This window comes from Pedobacter sp. HDW13 (assembly GCF_011303555.1).
GTDB lineage: Bacteria > Bacteroidota > Bacteroidia > Sphingobacteriales > Sphingobacteriaceae > Pedobacter.
In genome coordinates this window covers 1,652,726-1,668,818 of the sequence record NZ_CP049868.1, presented here as the reverse complement: position 1 = coordinate 1,668,818, position 16,093 = coordinate 1,652,726, and the positions used below count along the sequence as shown (strand labels likewise).

11 protein-coding genes and 1 pseudogene are annotated in these 16,093 nt (G+C 39.6%); 6 read left to right on the top strand and 6 right to left on the bottom strand.

Going from position 1 to position 16,093, the window contains the following annotated elements; genetic code table 11:
- Nucleotides 1-26: 26 nt before the first annotated feature.
- The 6 genes from G7074_RS06880 (at nt 27) to gldN (ending at nt 6,680) form a co-directional block, all read left to right on the top strand.
- Nucleotides 27-1,004 (top strand): DUF4271 domain-containing protein, encoded by a 978-nt coding sequence (locus G7074_RS06880; protein ID WP_124560582.1) that lies wholly within the window; start codon nt 27-29, stop codon nt 1,002-1,004.
- Nucleotides 1,005-1,018: 14 nt separating this feature from the next.
- Nucleotides 1,019-1,789: a uroporphyrinogen-III synthase gene (locus G7074_RS06875; protein ID WP_039471348.1), complete on the top strand. Its 771-nt coding sequence runs from the start codon at nt 1,019-1,021 to the stop codon at nt 1,787-1,789.
- A gap of 226 nt (nt 1,790-2,015) precedes the next feature.
- Nucleotides 2,016-3,341, top strand: a complete 1,326-nt coding sequence (locus G7074_RS06870) for an SUMF1/EgtB/PvdO family nonheme iron enzyme (RefSeq protein WP_124560581.1) — start codon at nt 2,016-2,018, stop codon at nt 3,339-3,341.
- Nucleotides 3,342-3,425: 84 nt separating this feature from the next.
- On the top strand, nt 3,426-4,187 hold the full coding sequence (gene gldL, locus G7074_RS06865) for a gliding motility protein GldL (protein WP_166207572.1): 762 nt from the start codon (nt 3,426-3,428) through the stop codon (nt 4,185-4,187).
- Nucleotides 4,188-4,228: 41 nt separating this feature from the next.
- Nucleotides 4,229-5,761 carry a gliding motility protein GldM gene (gene gldM / locus G7074_RS06860; RefSeq protein ID WP_124560579.1) on the top strand — a complete coding sequence of 511 codons (1,533 nt, stop codon included), beginning with the start codon at nt 4,229-4,231 and terminating at the stop codon, nt 5,759-5,761.
- A gap of 7 nt (nt 5,762-5,768) precedes the next feature.
- Nucleotides 5,769-6,680 carry a gliding motility protein GldN gene (gene gldN, locus G7074_RS06855; RefSeq protein WP_166207569.1) on the top strand — a complete coding sequence of 304 codons (912 nt, stop codon included), beginning with the start codon at nt 5,769-5,771 and terminating at the stop codon, nt 6,678-6,680.
- Nucleotides 6,681-6,956: 276 nt separating this feature from the next.
- Here gldN and G7074_RS06850 read toward each other — a convergent pair whose 3' ends face one another.
- The 6 genes and pseudogenes from G7074_RS06850 to G7074_RS27035 all read right to left on the bottom strand — a co-directional run bounded on the left by G7074_RS06850 (nt 6,957) and on the right by G7074_RS27035 (nt 16,022).
- On the bottom strand, nt 6,957-8,327 hold the full coding sequence (locus G7074_RS06850; protein ID WP_166207566.1) for a DNA/RNA non-specific endonuclease: 1,371 nt from the start codon (nt 8,325-8,327) through the stop codon (nt 6,957-6,959).
- Between the two features lie 38 nt (nt 8,328-8,365).
- The gene (locus G7074_RS06845; RefSeq protein ID WP_166207563.1) at nt 8,366-8,764 is read right to left on the bottom strand and encodes a nuclease A inhibitor family protein; all 399 of its coding nucleotides are present in this window, start codon (nt 8,762-8,764) and stop codon (nt 8,366-8,368) included.
- 133 nt (nt 8,765-8,897) lie between these two features.
- Nucleotides 8,898-10,699, bottom strand: a pseudogene (gene uvrC / locus G7074_RS06840) (excinuclease ABC subunit UvrC).
- A 184-nt stretch (nt 10,700-10,883) separates the two neighbouring features.
- On the bottom strand, nt 10,884-13,103 hold the full coding sequence (locus tag G7074_RS06835; protein WP_166207560.1) for a transglycosylase domain-containing protein: 2,220 nt from the start codon (nt 13,101-13,103) through the stop codon (nt 10,884-10,886).
- Nucleotides 13,104-13,332: 229 nt separating this feature from the next.
- Nucleotides 13,333-14,484 carry a hypothetical protein gene (locus G7074_RS27040; protein WP_240916486.1) on the bottom strand — a complete coding sequence of 384 codons (1,152 nt, stop codon included), beginning with the start codon at nt 14,482-14,484 and terminating at the stop codon, nt 13,333-13,335.
- An 11-nt stretch (nt 14,485-14,495) separates the two neighbouring features.
- Entirely contained in the window at nt 14,496-16,022 is a 1,527-nt protein-coding gene (locus G7074_RS27035) for a hypothetical protein (RefSeq protein WP_240916485.1), read from the bottom strand.
- Between the last annotated feature and the right edge of the window lie 71 nt (nt 16,023-16,093).

Here is a 16,093-nt window from a genome sequence, read left to right as displayed (position 1 = left end):
TGCATTCTTAAGTTTTGATTTACAGCATGCCGAGATTCATTTTCATTTTGTTCGCGTTTTTATGTTCTGCAAATTTTCTTGCAGCGCAGCAAATTCCCTTGCAAACAGATAGCGCAGTTGTAGTTCCGGTTCAATATAAACGATACCGACCCGATTCAGCAACGCTGGCCAGGCAGAAATTTGTAACCGATTCAATTATGCGCCATACATGGGTACTGGCCGATAGTCAGATCAATAAAAATGCGCTGTTGGATACTATTGAGCGAGAATACCTTTCTACAAAGTTAGATTTACTGGCCTGGCAAAAAAAATACCAGCATTTAAAGAAAAAGGTAAACCCTTATCAACTCGGGACAAAAATACCTAAGGGAAATTTGGGCTTGCTGGGCTTTATTTTTGGCATGCTTATCATTTTTGCCGTTTTAAAAAATGCATTCTATAAGCAGTTATCTGCAATTGTTCAATCGTTTTTTAGCAACCGGATTTTAAATAACATCAATAAAGAAGATAACCTGTTCAGTTCGTGGCCATTTTTGCTGCTTTTTGTACAGTTTGGCTTTGTTTTTGGCATGTTCTTTTTTCTGGTAGCCCAGTGGAACGACATGTATCAGGCTAAAGATGGTTTTAAGTTTTTCTTCAGTATATCCATTACCATTATTGTTTTTTATGCATTGAAACTAATTATTCTGCGCTTTCTGGGGTATCTGTTTAATGTACAGAAGCCTGTAGGCGAATATATCTCCATTTTATACCTCAGTTATTTCAATGCATCGCTACTTTTTATCCCGCTGGTAATCGCATTTGCCCTTACGCCACTTAAATACGGCGAAGTGTATATTGGATTGGCATTCTTACTGTTAGGCATTATTTTTGCATTCCAACTGCTAAGGGCGGGTATAACGATACTTTCTAATAATAAGTTTTCTAGAATGCATTTAATTTTGTACTTTTGCGCCCTCGAAATATGTCCTATCCTAATACTAATTAAAACGATAGGGCTGTAGCAGGAAAAAGGAAAATGCAAGAAAAGAACGACTCTAGAATCCGCAAAGTAAAAAGTATTTTGGTTACTTTACCAAAACCTGAAACTGAAAAATCTCCTTATTACGATTTGGCTAAAAAGCACAACCTAAAAGTCGATTTTAGGTCATTCATCCATGTTGAAGGCGTACCCGCAAGAGACTTTAGGAAGGATAAAGTTAACCTAGCTGATTTTACTGCGGTTATTTTTACCAGCCGCAATGCAGCAGATCATTTTTTTAGAATTTGCGAAGAAATGCGTTACGAAGTGCCGGCAGAATTAAAATATTTCTGTCTTTCTGAAACCATTGCGTTATATCTTCAAAAGTATATTCAGTACAGAAAACGTAAGATCTTTTTTGGTAAGCAAACTGCTGCTGATTTAGCCGAAGTGCTTAAAAAACATGCAAACGAGAAGTTTTTGTACCCTTGTTCTGATGTAGCAACTGAGGATACCATGAAGTTTTTGGAGAAAAGTGGCTATAATTTCACTCCTGCTGTTCTGTTTAGAACTGTGGTTAGTGATTTGTCTGACCTGGCCGAGGTATTTTACGATGTAATCGCCTTTTTTAGCCCGTCAAGTATTCAGTCGTTGTTTAAAAATTTCCCAGATTTTAAACAGAATAATACCCGTATCGCAGCCTTCGGAACCAACACCAGTAAAGCCTGTACGGATATGGATCTCATTGTAGATATTGCCGCACCAACTCCAGGTGTGCCATCTATGACTATGGCTATTGAGAACTATATCAAAATATCTAATAAATAATACGTTTAATAATTTATTTTAAGTCAATACAATAAATGCGTAACTTTGCTGTTATTAAGAGAGTTACGCATTTTTTGTGCAATAAGAATTAGGTGCGGGTAAACTGTTAATCTAACTTTAATTGCCTTAGCGCAATGATTTAATGTAAAATATTTGCTTTTGTTGATAATTTCAGTGATTTTTGATAAAATTGCTCCCTTATCGTGCTTTGCACACTATAAAAAATATGAAGAAAATTTACCTTCTAACTATTGTAGGTATATCATTAATGTTAGCGAGTTGTGGTCATGGTGGCCAGGGCGAACTGGTTGGTGCTTATAACCGGAAATTTAAAAACGATAGAATCCCGCTAGGAATGGTATATATCCCACCAGGGCATACCGTACTTGGCGCAGCGGATGAGGATATCACATTTTCTCAGAACTTGCCAGGTAGAATGACCACTATTAGTGCATTCTATATGGATCAGACCGAAATCTCCAATGCAGAATATCGCCAGTTTACCAATTGGGTACGCGATTCGATTGCGATTGCCATGATGGGTAACCCACAACAGTTTATGATGACACCGAGGGGAAATGCAGCTGCAGCCGTTGGTGGAGATAGATTTATCGACTGGAGAAAGGTTGGACCGAATGGTGCCAATATATGGAAAAACAGGGGAAGAGGTGGCGCAGGAGCACAAGCGAGCCAGTTGGATGGTATGTACTATTCAGGTTTAGATGCACTTCCGGGAAGGAAAGAATTTGATGTGCGTAAGTTTGAGTACACCTACGCAGAGTTAAATATGGAGAAAGCTGCTTTAGGCCACAAAGATCCAAACAGCAAACGTCAGGATTATATAGACCGTTTTACCGTTGCCATTTATCCTGATACCATGGTTTGGAAAACAGACTACTCTTACTCACAGAATGATCCAATGGTTCGTGGTTATTACAATCACCCTTCGTATGATGATTATCCGGTTGTAGGTGTAAGCTGGGAGCAGGCAAAAGCTTTCTCTCACTGGAGAACCAAATTGTATGATGGCGTAGCTACAGCCCGTAAATTGCCAGTAGGATCGCGCTCTGATTACAGATTACCAGCTGAAACTGAATTTGAATATGCGGCAAGAGGTGGTAACACCAAAACCAAATACCCTTGGGGTGGTCCGTATATCAGAAATACAAAAGGATGTTTACAAGCCAACTTTAAACCAGGCCGTGGCGATTACTCGAGCGATGGTGGTATTTATACTGTAGGTGTAAGATCTTATTTTCCTAACGATTATGGTCTTTACAACATGGCCGGAAACGTATCAGAATGGACCATTACCGCGTACAACAAAGGCGCTAGCCCATTATTGCACGATTTGAACCCTAACTTTACTTACGATGCAGGTGCTACCGACAGCAAATACAAAAAACGCAAAGTAGTAAAAGGTGGTTCGTGGAAAGATACAGGTTACTTTTTACAGAATGCCGTAGCAACATACGAATATCAGGATACCCAGAGATCATATATCGGTTTCAGATGCGTTTCATCTTACCCGGGTACCGACTTAAGACGTTAAACCAAACAAACTAAAAACTAAAGAAAAACATCAAAATTTTATGGCAGCAAAAAAACAACCAGGCTGGTTACACGTAGCGATTTCATGGGAGCAAGTATTGTAATTATTGGAGCGTTATTTAAAATATTACACATTGGTGGAATATTTGGAAACTATATGATCGGTATTGGTCTTGGGGTTGAATCAATTCTATTCTTTTTAACCGGTTTCTTTCCGCCAGAACCAGAACCAGCATGGGAAAGAGTTTATCCGGAATTAAGATCTGATTTCGCTGGTGAATTGCCAAAAGCTTCAGCCAGACCAGTAGCTGCAGTAGGATCATCAAACACTGCTGCTTTAGATAAAATGTTATCTGATGCTAAAATTGGCCCTGAATTGATTGAAAGCTTAGGAACAGGCTTGCGTACATTTGGCGATAAAGTTGCCACCATTTCAAATGTTGCTGACGCTTCTACTGCTACCAACGAATTTACCGGTAAAATTAAAACTGCATCAGCGGGATTCGATAACTTAAGTGCATCTTTCGAAAAAGCTACCGCTAACTTAAAAGCCATGGGAGAAAGTAATGTTGATTCGCAAGCTTATCACGATCAGGTAAATAATTTAGCTAAAAACTTGTCGGCATTAAACGCAGTGTACGAACTTGAATTACAAGATTCGAGCGCGCATTTAAAATCGATGAATAAATTCTATTCGAACTTATCATTAACCATGCAGAACTTTAACGAATCGATGGAAGATTCGAAACAGTTTAAAGAAGAGGTGAACAAGTTAGCTAAAAACTTATCATCGCTTAATGCAATTTATGGCAATATGTTATCGGCTATGAACAGCCCACGTGTATAATTTGTTTAGTTTTTAATTTTTAAAGAAAAGCTACATCAAACATGGCAGGCGGAAAAGAAACAACAAGGCAGCGGATGATCAATATCATGTATTTGGTATTGTTAGCTATGCTTGCCTTAAACGTATCAGATACCATTTTAGATGCATTCAAAAATATCAATGATAGTTTGGATACCTCTAAAAATAACGTAAATACCAGCATTAACCAGTTATTTTCTGCTTTCGAAAATTCGAAATTGAAAGAAGAGCCAGCCCGTGCACAGCCTATTTATGAAAAGGCACAACAAGCTAAGGCAGCGGCCGATGAATTAAATAACTACATAGAAGGTATTAAAAAACAGTTTACACAAGCAGGCGATGGAATTGATCCGGAAACCGGCGACCTGGTAAACAGATCGAATCAGGATATTGCACAAAATATCATGATCAATAAAAAAGAGGCTGATAAATTGAAGGATAAGATTAACGCTACACGCGAGAAATTAATCTCTTTATTAGATCCTGCAGACAGAGCTGGTGTTGCTTTCTCTCTTGAAGCTAAAGATCCTGTAAGAAAAAGAAAAGGAAACTGGCAGGAAACCTACTTTGGTGAAGGTACCCCATTAACTGCTGCAATGACGATTTTAACCAAACTGCAAACAGATACTAAAAACGCTGAAGCAGAGGTTGTGAAAAAATTGTTCGGAAATATGGATAAAGCACAAGTAAACTTGGATCAGTTTGCGGCAGTTGCAGTAGCTCCTACCTCTTACGTAATTCAAGGCCAGCCCTATACTGCCGAAGTATTTTTAACAGCAAGCGATTCGAGATCAACTCCTGATATTACGGTTAACGGAAGTAAATTATCAGTTAAAGAGGGTAAAGGTACTTACACCGGCGGAACAAGCAGTGTAGGTCAGTTTACCTGGGTAGGTACTATCCGTGTTCGTCAAACTGATGGACAAGTAAAAGAATACAAAACGCAACCACAAACCTATCAGGTGGCAAAACCATCAGCATCTGTTACTTCTACCAAATTGAATGTAATTTATGCAGGTATTCCGAATCCATTTACGGTATCGGCGGCAGGTTTCCCGCTAGAAAGTATTAAAGCTTCTATTTCGGGTGGTTCAATGTCGGGTGGTAACGGAAACTTTAATGTTAACGTTCCGGGTAGCCTGGTTGGTTCAGAAGTATCAATCAACGTATCTGCAAATAATGCTGGTAAAACAGTTAGTTTAGGTGCTCAGAAATTCAGGGTTAAAGGTATTCCAACTCCTGTAGCTAAAGTTGGCGGCCGTGCAGGTGGAGATGTTGCTTCAGTACAATTGAAAAGCGAGACCGAGATTGAGGCGGATTTAGATGATTTCCCTTTTGATGTTAAGTTTAAAATACAGCGTTATAAAGTAACCATTATTAAACCACGTTCAGATGCGGTTACTATTGCCGGAAGTGGTGGCAGTTTTGCAGGTGCCGTAAAAGGTGCTATTAACTCGGTTACTCCAGGTACAAGAGTATTTTTTGAAGATATTGTTTCTATCGGTCCTGATGGCCGTCAGAAAATTTTACCTTCATTAGCATTTAGTGTTAAATAAGAAGAAGATGAAAAGGATTTTAAGTATTGCTATTTTAGTGTTGTTAACCACGTTTGCTTTTGCACAAAAAAAGCCAGCTAAATTAGCACCTAAAAAGCCTGCGCCCGTGGCGGCTGCTCCTGTAGTAGATACGGTGAAAGCTCCTGTTAAAACAGTTAAAAAGAAACTTAAGGTTCCACCTAAGGACGGCTTCTATGCCCGTAAGGACATTGATAGTACCGAAATGGTACCTTTAGCAGATGTGAGAGAAGAAGATGTGTTTTATGCAAAGCGTATCTGGAGAGAAATTGATTTGCGTGATACTGTTAACTCTGCATTAAGATCACCAAAATCGAGGTTAATTGATGTTTTGGTTTCTGCTATTAAAACGGGAGAATTAACAGCTTATTCGCCGATTGATAGCGCCCTGAATGAGGATGATGCATTTAACAACCCTATGACTCCTGATTCGGCTGCAAAATCGGCTTTAGGAACAGCAGAGGTATCAAACAATAAAACAGGTACAGTTACAACGGTAGTGAACGATTTTAATCCCGAACTATTCTTAAAATTCAGAATTAAGGAAGATTGGATTTTTGATACCAAACGTTCTATTTTCGAACCACGTATTGTAGGTATAGCACCTTTAAAATTCAATGAGGTTTCTAAACAATGGCAACCTGTATTCTGGGTGTATTACACAGAAGCAAGAGAGCTTTTAACCAAGAAACGTTTAATTAACACCAATAATGATGCTTCTAACTTAAGTTTCGACGATTTCTTTATCCGTCGTTTATTTAGCAGCTATATTGTTAAGGAATCAAATCCTGGTGATAATAAAATCAGAGATATTATAACAGACCCAAGAGAAAGACTTTACGAATCTGAACGGATTAAAAAATCGGTTCTGGATTACGAACAAGGTCTTTGGGAATACTAATCTTATAAAAGCTCCGATGAAAATCGGAGCTTTTATGTTTGTGATGTGTGCCTTTCTCCTCAGCGTCAATTAGAGCGAAGTGCAACGTAGTCGAGAAATCTGTCACGAGATAGATCTCCCCATTCCACTGCCTTCCAGTCGAGATAACGACGCTTTTATTAACGATAGGGAACAGTAATGAGGCCGAGACGACTAGGATACACAAATTATATAAAGAACAAAAGCGGTAACCCAAACTGATGGATTACCGCTTTTATTGAAATAATTAAGCCTTATCTACTGATTGTCAGTAACTGCTTCTATTACATTTTGCACAGCTGTAGGTACATTTGATAAAATATCATAACCTGTTGCAGATTCTACTGCATTAACGGTAGTGCGATAAGTTTTCCAGTTGGTATTTAAACCGTTTGTATTTGGCATATTTACCGTAATAACCCTTGTTGCTGAAGTAACGCGACTTAAATCGTTATTGCCATTAGGAAGTACTACAATTACTTTCCAGGTGTTAGACGGAACGTTTATCCGACCATTATCAATGGTATAGGTAATGCCGCCGTTACTTCCGGTACCGCCCGAACCATAAGAGCCACAAATAACATAAACTTCGTTACCAGCCGTTACCAGTGAACGGGTGTAATTTTCAAGATCAGCCCATGGCCCCTGATTATTATTAGGTGCCTGTGGCATCATATTACTCATCAAAAAGGTAGACGAGTTTGCTGCAACTGATGCAGTTCTATCAGCCGAAGGACAGTTGTGTCCGCGGTCAAAACCTGACCCCGAATAGCTGCTGTTTGATACCTGGTACCAACCTGTGGGTAAAGTATTGTCTGCTCTGAAATCATCCTGACGAGGCGTTGAACCTAAATCAGATGAACCGATATGCCAGCTTACCCAGTTTGGAGTACCTCTGCTTTTGCTATAAGAGCTGCTGTAATAAGTACGCTCCATCAGGTAATTTTCAGGATAAGAAGTACTGGCAACAGCATTGCTTGGGTTACCCATTAGAAGGTGGCTATTATCGCCGGGCGTAGTTGGAGGCGTGGTTGTTCCATCTCCGGTAGAGATGCTGAAATCATCAATATTGATGCGTGCAGTACCACCACTTATTTTACGGATCTGGAAACGTACATTTCCGGAAATAGCAGTGTTAAAGGTTGCGGTTGATAATGTTGTGGCGCTACTGGTTATGGTGCTACCCGATTGTTGCCAGCTCGAACCACTGTTGGTAGAGTACCAGAGCTGCCAGGTACTATTGGCATCGGTACCGTATTTGGCATGGGCAATGGTTACCACATCAGCTCCGTTTACATCAAAATTCATGCTCAGGATACCTGTGTTACGGATGCGTACCGATTGACTACCGTTTTTTGCGTCAGCAGCAAGGTTACCGATTAAGGCATCATCAAGACTCCAGCTGCCGCTGCTTAAAGTAACCGATGCTACAGCATAGCTGCCTTTTGTTCCCGTCTCAAAATTTTCGGGGAAACCAGCCACTATGGTCTGGGTACCCGCCGTAGCTGCTTTGCTGTTTAGTTTCTGTTCAAAAAGGTTTGTTTCTGGTTGTGGCTGGTTTTCTTTTTTACAGGCAGCCAGACCAAGGCATAGCACTGCCAGTAAGCTTAATTTTTTTAATGCTTTCATGTTTAGTTTGGGATTATTTAATGGATGGGATTAATTTCTCAGGTTTCGACCGCAAATGTTTCGATTAAGATACAAGTGCCATCAGCTAAATAGCCGGTTATGAGTACAGGTATTCTGCTTGCTCCCTCTACTCTGATTACCTGTAGGTTGGAAAGGTTTTGCTTTAAAGTCGAATAAAATGTTTCTATTTTACGAGCATTTTCTACCGTAGGTGCATCAGCTGCATCTACCTTTGAAGTAAGATGGTTAAAAAATGCAGCGTGTTCCACCTGTTTTAAGTTTTGTGGGACTGAATGGTATTCTGCTGCAATTTTTTGCAATAGTTCTGCAGGAGTAATTTTGCCCCAGTTGGCCGCTTTAAAAGGGCTTTCTGATTCGGTAAAGTACAATACGCCCAATAAGAGTTTGGTAATTGTTGCCAGGATGCTGTTATTCATGTAAAATAGGGATAGATGTTTACTTGTATTAACACCCCTAATTTATTGAGAAAATATTTAAGCTATGCGCAATTCAGATTAATTTAGTGTTAATATTTTTACGTTATTGTCTTTCATCTTTTACAAGATGAATTTACGCTTCTTTAAAGTGTGCCAATAAGGTTTGCACTTGTTTTTTGTTCAGCACTTCGGCCAGTTGCTTTTCGGTAGCCTCTTTAATCTTTTTAACCGATTTAAAATGTGTAAGCAATTTATCAGCGGTGGTTTTGCCAATGCCTTCAATCTGCTCGAGTTCGGTTTTTAACGTTCCCTGATCGCGTTTTTTGCGGTGGAAAGTAATACCAAAATGGTGGGCTTCATCACGCAGCTGCTGAATCACTTTTAAGGTTTCCGATTTTTTATCCAGATATAGCGGATATGAATCGCCGGGATAGAATAATTCTTCCAGGCGTTTGGCAATACCAATTACAGTTACCCGGTTTTCGATGCCCAACAGTTTTAAACTCTTCACAGCCGATGATAGCTGGCCTTTACCGCCATCAATAATGATGAGTTGGGGCAAAGTTTGGTTTTCATCCAACATGCGCCTGTAGCGACGGAAAACAGCTTCTTCCATAGTAGCGAAATCGTTTGGCCCTTCCACCGTTTTTACATTAAAGTGCCGGTAGTCTTTTTTGGATGGTTTGGCATCTTTAAATACTACAATGGCCGAAACCGGATATTTCCCTTGAAAGTTGGAGTTATCAAAACACTCGATATGTTTGGGCAACTGCGTTAAACGCAAGTCCTTTTGCATGGTTGTTAAAATTCGGTCGGTACGTAAATCGGGGTTTAGCTTTTCGTATTGGTTTAGTTTTTCTTTTTTAAAGAAGAGGACGTTCTTTTGCGAAAGTTCTAAAAGCTTTTTCTTCTCGCCCAGTTTAGGTACAGTAAAACGCAGGCTTTCATCTTCAAGTGAAGGTTCAAATGGAACAATAATTTCTTTCGAGGTGCTGTTAAATTTGCTCCTGAAATCAAGCATAGCGAGCGTCATAATTTCATCGTCGCTCTCATCCAGTTGCTTTTTAACCTCAATCGTTTGCGTTTGGATAATGGTTCCATTCATCACCTTCAGGTAGTTCACAAAAGCGTAGCGTTCATCCGATGCAATACTCACCACATCCACATTGGTAATGGCGCTGTTTACTACAGTTGATTTGCTCTGGTATTTCTCTAAAACCTCTAATCTGCGAGCATATTGATGCGCCAGCTCAAAGTTTAAATCCTCTGCGGCCGATTTTATTGTCGATTTTACATCGCGGATTACATTGCCAATCTTCCCGTTTAGAATCTCCTTTATTTCAGCAATGTTTTTATCGTAATCGCTTTCCGTTTGATAGGCCTGACAAGGGCCTTTGCAATTGCCAATCTGATATTCGAGGCAAACTTTAAATTTCCCTTCGGCAATATTTTTATCATTTAAAGGCAAACTGCAGGTACGTAAAGCATAGGTTTCCTTAATAAGGTCCAGTATGGTGTGCATCATGCCTATTGAACCGTAGGGGCCAAAATAGGTCGATCCATCTTTAATTACTTTCCTTGTCCAGTAAATGCGGGGTAGTTTTCATTTTTAATAATAATCCATGGATAAGTTTTATCATCCTTTAAATTAATATTGAATTTGGGCTGATGCTTTTTAATTAAGCTGTTTTCAAGTAACCAGGCATCAATCTCGGTATCAACAATGGTAAAGGTAATTTTGCGGATCTTCGAAACCAACACTCTGGTTTTTCCATTAAATTGGTTCCTGTCGCTATTAAAATAAGAACCTACCCGGTTACGCAGATCTTTTGCCTTGCCAATGTACATTAACTTGCCATCTGCATCCCAATATTGGTACACACCCGGCTTATGTGGTATAGCGGTTAATGCTGTTTTATGGTCGAAACTGCTCATTAATTACAAAAATAAGATTCAAAAGGAAAATCCTTACGTAAACGGGTATGATTTATGTTGTTTAAAAGAATTTGGGCGTGCCCCTAAGCTACGCAAATGGTCAGGTACAATCTTTTGTTGCCCTCCGCTACGCTCCATGTACAAAAGGATTTTTACTGCTATCCTTCACACAAACCCTAGTGTATTAAAACCCTAACTTCTTGTCAAGCTCTGTTGTGCCTTCTTCCTGTTGTTGGTATTGGTTACAATCGTAAGTGATCGATACGCCGCTTTTTGGTGCTTCAAAATCTGCCCGTCCAATTTTTAATGCCGGATTAGCATATACCCTTTTAATGAAGCCGGCAAAAATAGGCAAAGCAGTATTGGCGCCCTCGCCCTGACTGGTGCTGATGAAGTGGAAAGCCCTGTCTTCGCAGCCGGTCCATATACCAGTTACCAGTTGTGGGGTAATGGCCATAAACCAACCATCTGAGTTATTTTGGGTAGTACCGGTTTTTGCGCCGATAGGTGCATTTACCCCATATTTATAACTTAATCTCGATCCTGTTCCGTTAGCTACTACACCTTTAAGCATCCTGGTCATTACATAAGCTACTTCTTCGCTCATAATCGGTTTTGGTATTTCTTTTTGAGAAAACAGCACCACCCCATTTTTATCTTCGATCCTTAACAGGTAAATAGGCTTGGTGTAAGTACCTTTATTGGCGAAGGCACCGTAAGCGCCAACCATATTGTAAATCGACGAATCAAAAGTACCTAAACAAATAGATGGGAACGCGGGAACATTTGGAATGCCCATTTTAGTAGCCAGCGTAGATACGGCAACCGGACCTACCTGTTTCATTAAATAAGCAGTAACGTAGTTTTGCGAATAGGCGAGGGCCTTTTGTAAGGTAATGCTGCCTTCTAAAGGTTTTCCCGAGTTTCTAGGTGTCCACGGATCGCCATAACCTTCTATGGTAACCGGAACGTTTGGCACAGTATAACAAGGAGAATAGCCGTTTTCGATGGCTACCGCATAAGTAAATGGCTTAGCAGTTGAGCCTACCTGACGAGTACCCATTTTCACCTGGTCGTATTTAAAATGTTCGTAGTTTATACCGCCAACCCAGGCTTTTACGTGCCCGTTTGTTGGGTCCATGGTCATCATGGCGTTACGTAACAACATTTTGTAATAACGTACCGAGTCTATTGGCTTCATTACGGTATCGATATTACCTTTCCAGGTAAAAATGGTCATCTCCGTTTTGGTATTAAAATCTTCGGTAATCTCTTCGTCCGATTTTCCTTCCAGTTTTAAAGATTTGTAACGGTCTGATCTTTTAATTCCCTGTTCAATCTGCAAAGTTTTATCTTTAAACGGATTGCGGCCTTTCCAGCTTGCAATAAACTGTGCCTGCAAAATCTTCATGTATTCTTTTTGCGCTTCTTCTGCATATACCTGCATATCATAATTCAATGTGGTATAAATTTTCAGTCCGTCGCGGTCTAAGTCATAAGGTGTACCATCTGGTTTGGTAATCGATTGCTCCTGAAAAATAGTTTTAATATCGTTTTTAAGTACCGTGCGGAAATAAGGCGCAATACCATCGTTTACGGTTGCAGCATTGAAATGAAGGTTTAAAGGTTTGTCTTTTTGTGCTTCAAATTCCTCTTGGGTTAACAGATCCGATTTTACCATCATGGCCATTACCGTATTTCTGCGATCGCGCGAGCGTTCCGGGTGGCGCGTAGGCGAGTACATGGTAATCCCTTTTTGCATCCCCACTAAAGTAGCGGCTTCGGTTAAGGTCAATTTATCGGGTGTAGTGTTAAAATAAACCCGTGCAGCCGATTTGATACCGTAAGCCTGGTTACCAAAATCAACCGTGTTTAAATACATGGTAATAATTTCTTCTTTGGTGTAGTTCCGCTCTAATTTTACCGCAACAATCCATTCTTTAAATTTGGTGAGTACCAGTGAGAAGAAATTAAGGTTCGATTCGCGGGGGAAAAGATTTTTAGCCAATTGCTGGGTAATGGTACTGGCACCTTGTTTTTTGCCAATTAAATTGTACCCAATAATACTGAAAGTACGTTTAAAGTCAATACCTGAGTGCTCTTTAAAGCGGGTATCTTCGGTCGCAATTAATCCGTTAATTACATTTTCTGAAATTTCTTTATACGTAACATTCGATCTGTTCTGAACAAAATAGGTTCCGATGGGGCGACCATCTTCAGCAATAATTTCCGAAGCCTGATTGCTTTTCGGATGTTCAATATCCCTGAAAGAAGGCAATGCACCAAAAAGGCCAAAACCAATCATGGAGATGAAAATAGCAAAGAGGGCTATTCCACCAACCAATAATTTCCAGATGATTAAACTGTATCTTTTTGTTTCTTGTGCAGAAATGGATTTATTCATTTTATTGTTGTTTTCCAAAACCACCACAAAAGGAGGTTTGGATGCAAATTTATTAATTTTTTATAGAATCAAATTTAAGCTTTGAACTTTGGCGATTCTACTACCTCAGACGCCTTAGAGCATCATAGCTTTTAGCTTTAGTCTTCCCACTTTTTTTTACCACCTCAACACCTAAGGGCATTATAGTTTTTGGCTATAGTCTTTCCGCTTTGGTCTTTCGTTTAGTCTTCTATTTATAATTGTCTTTTAAAAACTCCAGATATTCGTTAATGCGCTGCCTGTTGATTAATTTCTCAAAGTTTTCTTTACTAATGATAAAGCCTTTATACAGGTTAGCCGGTACTTTCATAATATTCTTTAATTGACCAATAATGCTTGATTCGTACAGTTTGGCATCTTCGAGATCGACAAAACTGGTTACGTAAATCAATTGATCGTTATCAAGCTCTACCAATTTATGTACCAAATCGTTGTCGGGATAGTTGCCGCGGTTAAATTGGCCTAAGCCAAAACGTGATGAACTTAGCGTTAGGGTAGCATCGGCAACATCGATTACATAATAATATTCTTCTGATTTTGCTGCACTGAAAATACTAGCTGGTTTGTTTACATCAGCAGGTTTAACCTCAACCGGTTTGGCTACTGTGGCATCTGCTACTTTTACCGGCGCATTTCCGGTTACTAAAGGTTTGTTTTCAACCGGTGTTGGGGTAGCCTGACTTACAAAACGAGGTGCATTTGGATCGAAATCGATCAGGGCAACAGGTCTTTGCTTAAACTCTTCGAGGTTAGCTTCAATATATTTCAGGTGATCGCGCACCAAAGGGGTAATAATTTTATCGTTTGGATAGAGGGTGTTAATCAGGTTAAACTGGGTGAGCAGAGAATCTACTTTAGCAGTACGGCCAATGGCAATGGCTTTTAAATAAGCATATTGTGGTGCAAAATCATTATCAGGAAATGCACTGATATTATCATTAACCTGTTTTATCAGGTTTGGATAGTCCTTTTTAGCATAGGTATCAAAAGCAACATTGTAGTTGTTTATGGCTATGTTTTCAAGCTGACTTTGTTTAGCTGAGTACGATGGATCTGAAATGGTTTTTGCAAAATTAGATTCCGGGAATTTTTTCAGCACCAATTGTTTGTATTCTTCCGATTTTGCCTCATTGGCACTTTTATTATTCAGGTATAAACTGTAGTAAATGGCTACCAGGTGATTATTCTCCGGAAATTTTTTCAGCAGCTCCGCATATATTTTATTTGCTTCAGCTTTGTCGCCCAGTTCCTGCTGATAAAAACTGGCTATTTCGAAATAAGCGTCGACAACCTTTTGATTAGAGGTAGCCAGCAATTCGGGCGTGGTAGGTAAACCGTCCATAAACTGCTTCTCTAAAGAAGTTTGATCGGCTGTTGCCTGATTACTGCCCCATTTGCAGGCGTTATACCTGTGGCTACATTTCCTCCTGCAAGTACCGAATTGGTTTCCTGCGCCGATGAACGCACACTCTGTCTCCAGTTATCTTCCAGCTGTCTGTTGCCCCAGCGTTTTTTAAAATCGCCAAAACCTGCACTTATTGCTGCGTTATTGCTAAAATAAAAGGTATTACCACCGGCATTTTTGGGCGTATTTAAAGATTGATTCGGGAAATCTGGGTCATTTAAAAACTGGTTATTGATTACACCGCCTGTATTGGCAACCTCAACTTTAGGCGTTAAATAGGCTTTAACCTTTGCCTCGCGCTCACTTGCCGGAAGTTTGGCAATCGCCTGAGCAGTATCTTCTTTAGCGATAATGGTATATCTATCCGTTAAATACTGGAGGTTATTCGCTTTTTTAACAATCACATCATAATCAGGAAAGTTTTTAGGTAAAATTACCACCGTGCTATCGTAATAACGCTTCGCCTTTATATAATTGTTAAATTCTTTAAAGTTTAAATCAGCAATCCTTAAATAAGATAGTGCTTTTTGATTTTGGTTCCGGGTACTGGTTTGTACCGATTTGTTATAATATTCTGCTGCTTTTACAAAGTTGCCTTCGGCCGACAATAGCTCACCCACTTGATAATAAATCTGATCGGTATAATCGGTGTTTTTATCATCTTTTAACAAGGCCAAAAGCTGTTGTTCTTTGTTAAGTTTCTCGCCACTTAACAATGCTTTTAACTTAATGCGGTTTAAATTAGCATGGAAATACATCTCAAAGGGTGCATTACTTTTCTCTACTCTTGTAAAATTGGCGTAGGCATCGGTAATGTTTTTTTCTTTCTCCTGTAACTGGGCGAGAATAAACTGCCAGCGGATGCGTAATTGTTTTTCTTCCGCACGTTCAATGGCCGATTCGAGAAAAAGGATGGCTTCTTTGTTCCTTTTCTGATAAATGCGCATTTGCGCCGCAGTTGCTAATGGTTCTGCAATATCTTTTTTCAGCTCATCGGCAGCACGCAGCATCGTATCAATTATCTTATCGGCAAGCACCATGTTGTTCAGCTCCATCTGGCTACGGGCTTTCCAGTTCATGGCCATGATGAACGTTTTTAAATCGCTGCCGTAGGTTTTTGCCGTGTAATCAAAATATTCAGCGGCTATAAAATAATTTCCTTTCAGGTAATTGGCCTTACCCAGAAGCATATAGGCATCATCAATATAGTTACTAAAGCTTTTCTCGTTAATAATGGTCTGGCTTTTGGTAATTACCTCGTCCAATTGTTTATTGGCTACGCCAGGTGTTAAAACCAAATTTACCTGCGGTTCGGGATCGAGGTACACCGGTAGTATTTTTTCGTAGTTATCGGTATAACTTTGAAGTAAACTCTCGTTATATTCGGTTAATAAAACATTTGAGTTATAAATATAGTTATATCTTGCCGTTAGGTTCTGAAATCTTCGGTCAACGGCTGTATCCTTGTTTGCCACACAGCCATATATAAAAAACAGGCTGAAAATGAAGAGGAGAGAATTTAAGTTTCTGCTAGCGTAATTTTTCA

Excerpts from the sequence above, each read along its gene's own strand:
- gldL (WP_166207572.1), top strand. The coding sequence starts at position 3,426 with ATGGGAGCAAGTATTGTAATTATTGGAGCGTTATTTAAAATATTACAC.
- G7074_RS06880 (WP_124560582.1), top strand. The coding sequence starts at position 27 with ATGCCGAGATTCATTTTCATTTTGTTCGCGTTTTTATGTTCTGCAAAT.
- G7074_RS06835 (WP_166207560.1), bottom strand. The coding sequence starts at position 13,103 with ATGAATAAATCCATTTCTGCACAAGAAACAAAAAGATACAGTTTAATC.
- G7074_RS06870 (WP_124560581.1), top strand. The coding sequence starts at position 2,016 with ATGAAGAAAATTTACCTTCTAACTATTGTAGGTATATCATTAATGTTA.
- G7074_RS06845 (WP_166207563.1), bottom strand. The coding sequence starts at position 8,764 with ATGAATAACAGCATCCTGGCAACAATTACCAAACTCTTATTGGGCGTA.
- G7074_RS27040 (WP_240916486.1), bottom strand. The coding sequence starts at position 14,484 with ATGGACGGTTTACCTACCACGCCCGAATTGCTGGCTACCTCTAATCAA.
- gldN (WP_166207569.1), top strand. The coding sequence starts at position 5,769 with ATGAAAAGGATTTTAAGTATTGCTATTTTAGTGTTGTTAACCACGTTT.
- gldM (WP_124560579.1), top strand. The coding sequence starts at position 4,229 with ATGGCAGGCGGAAAAGAAACAACAAGGCAGCGGATGATCAATATCATG.
- G7074_RS06875 (WP_039471348.1), top strand. The coding sequence starts at position 1,019 with ATGCAAGAAAAGAACGACTCTAGAATCCGCAAAGTAAAAAGTATTTTG.
- G7074_RS06850 (WP_166207566.1), bottom strand. The coding sequence starts at position 8,327 with ATGAAAGCATTAAAAAAATTAAGCTTACTGGCAGTGCTATGCCTTGGT.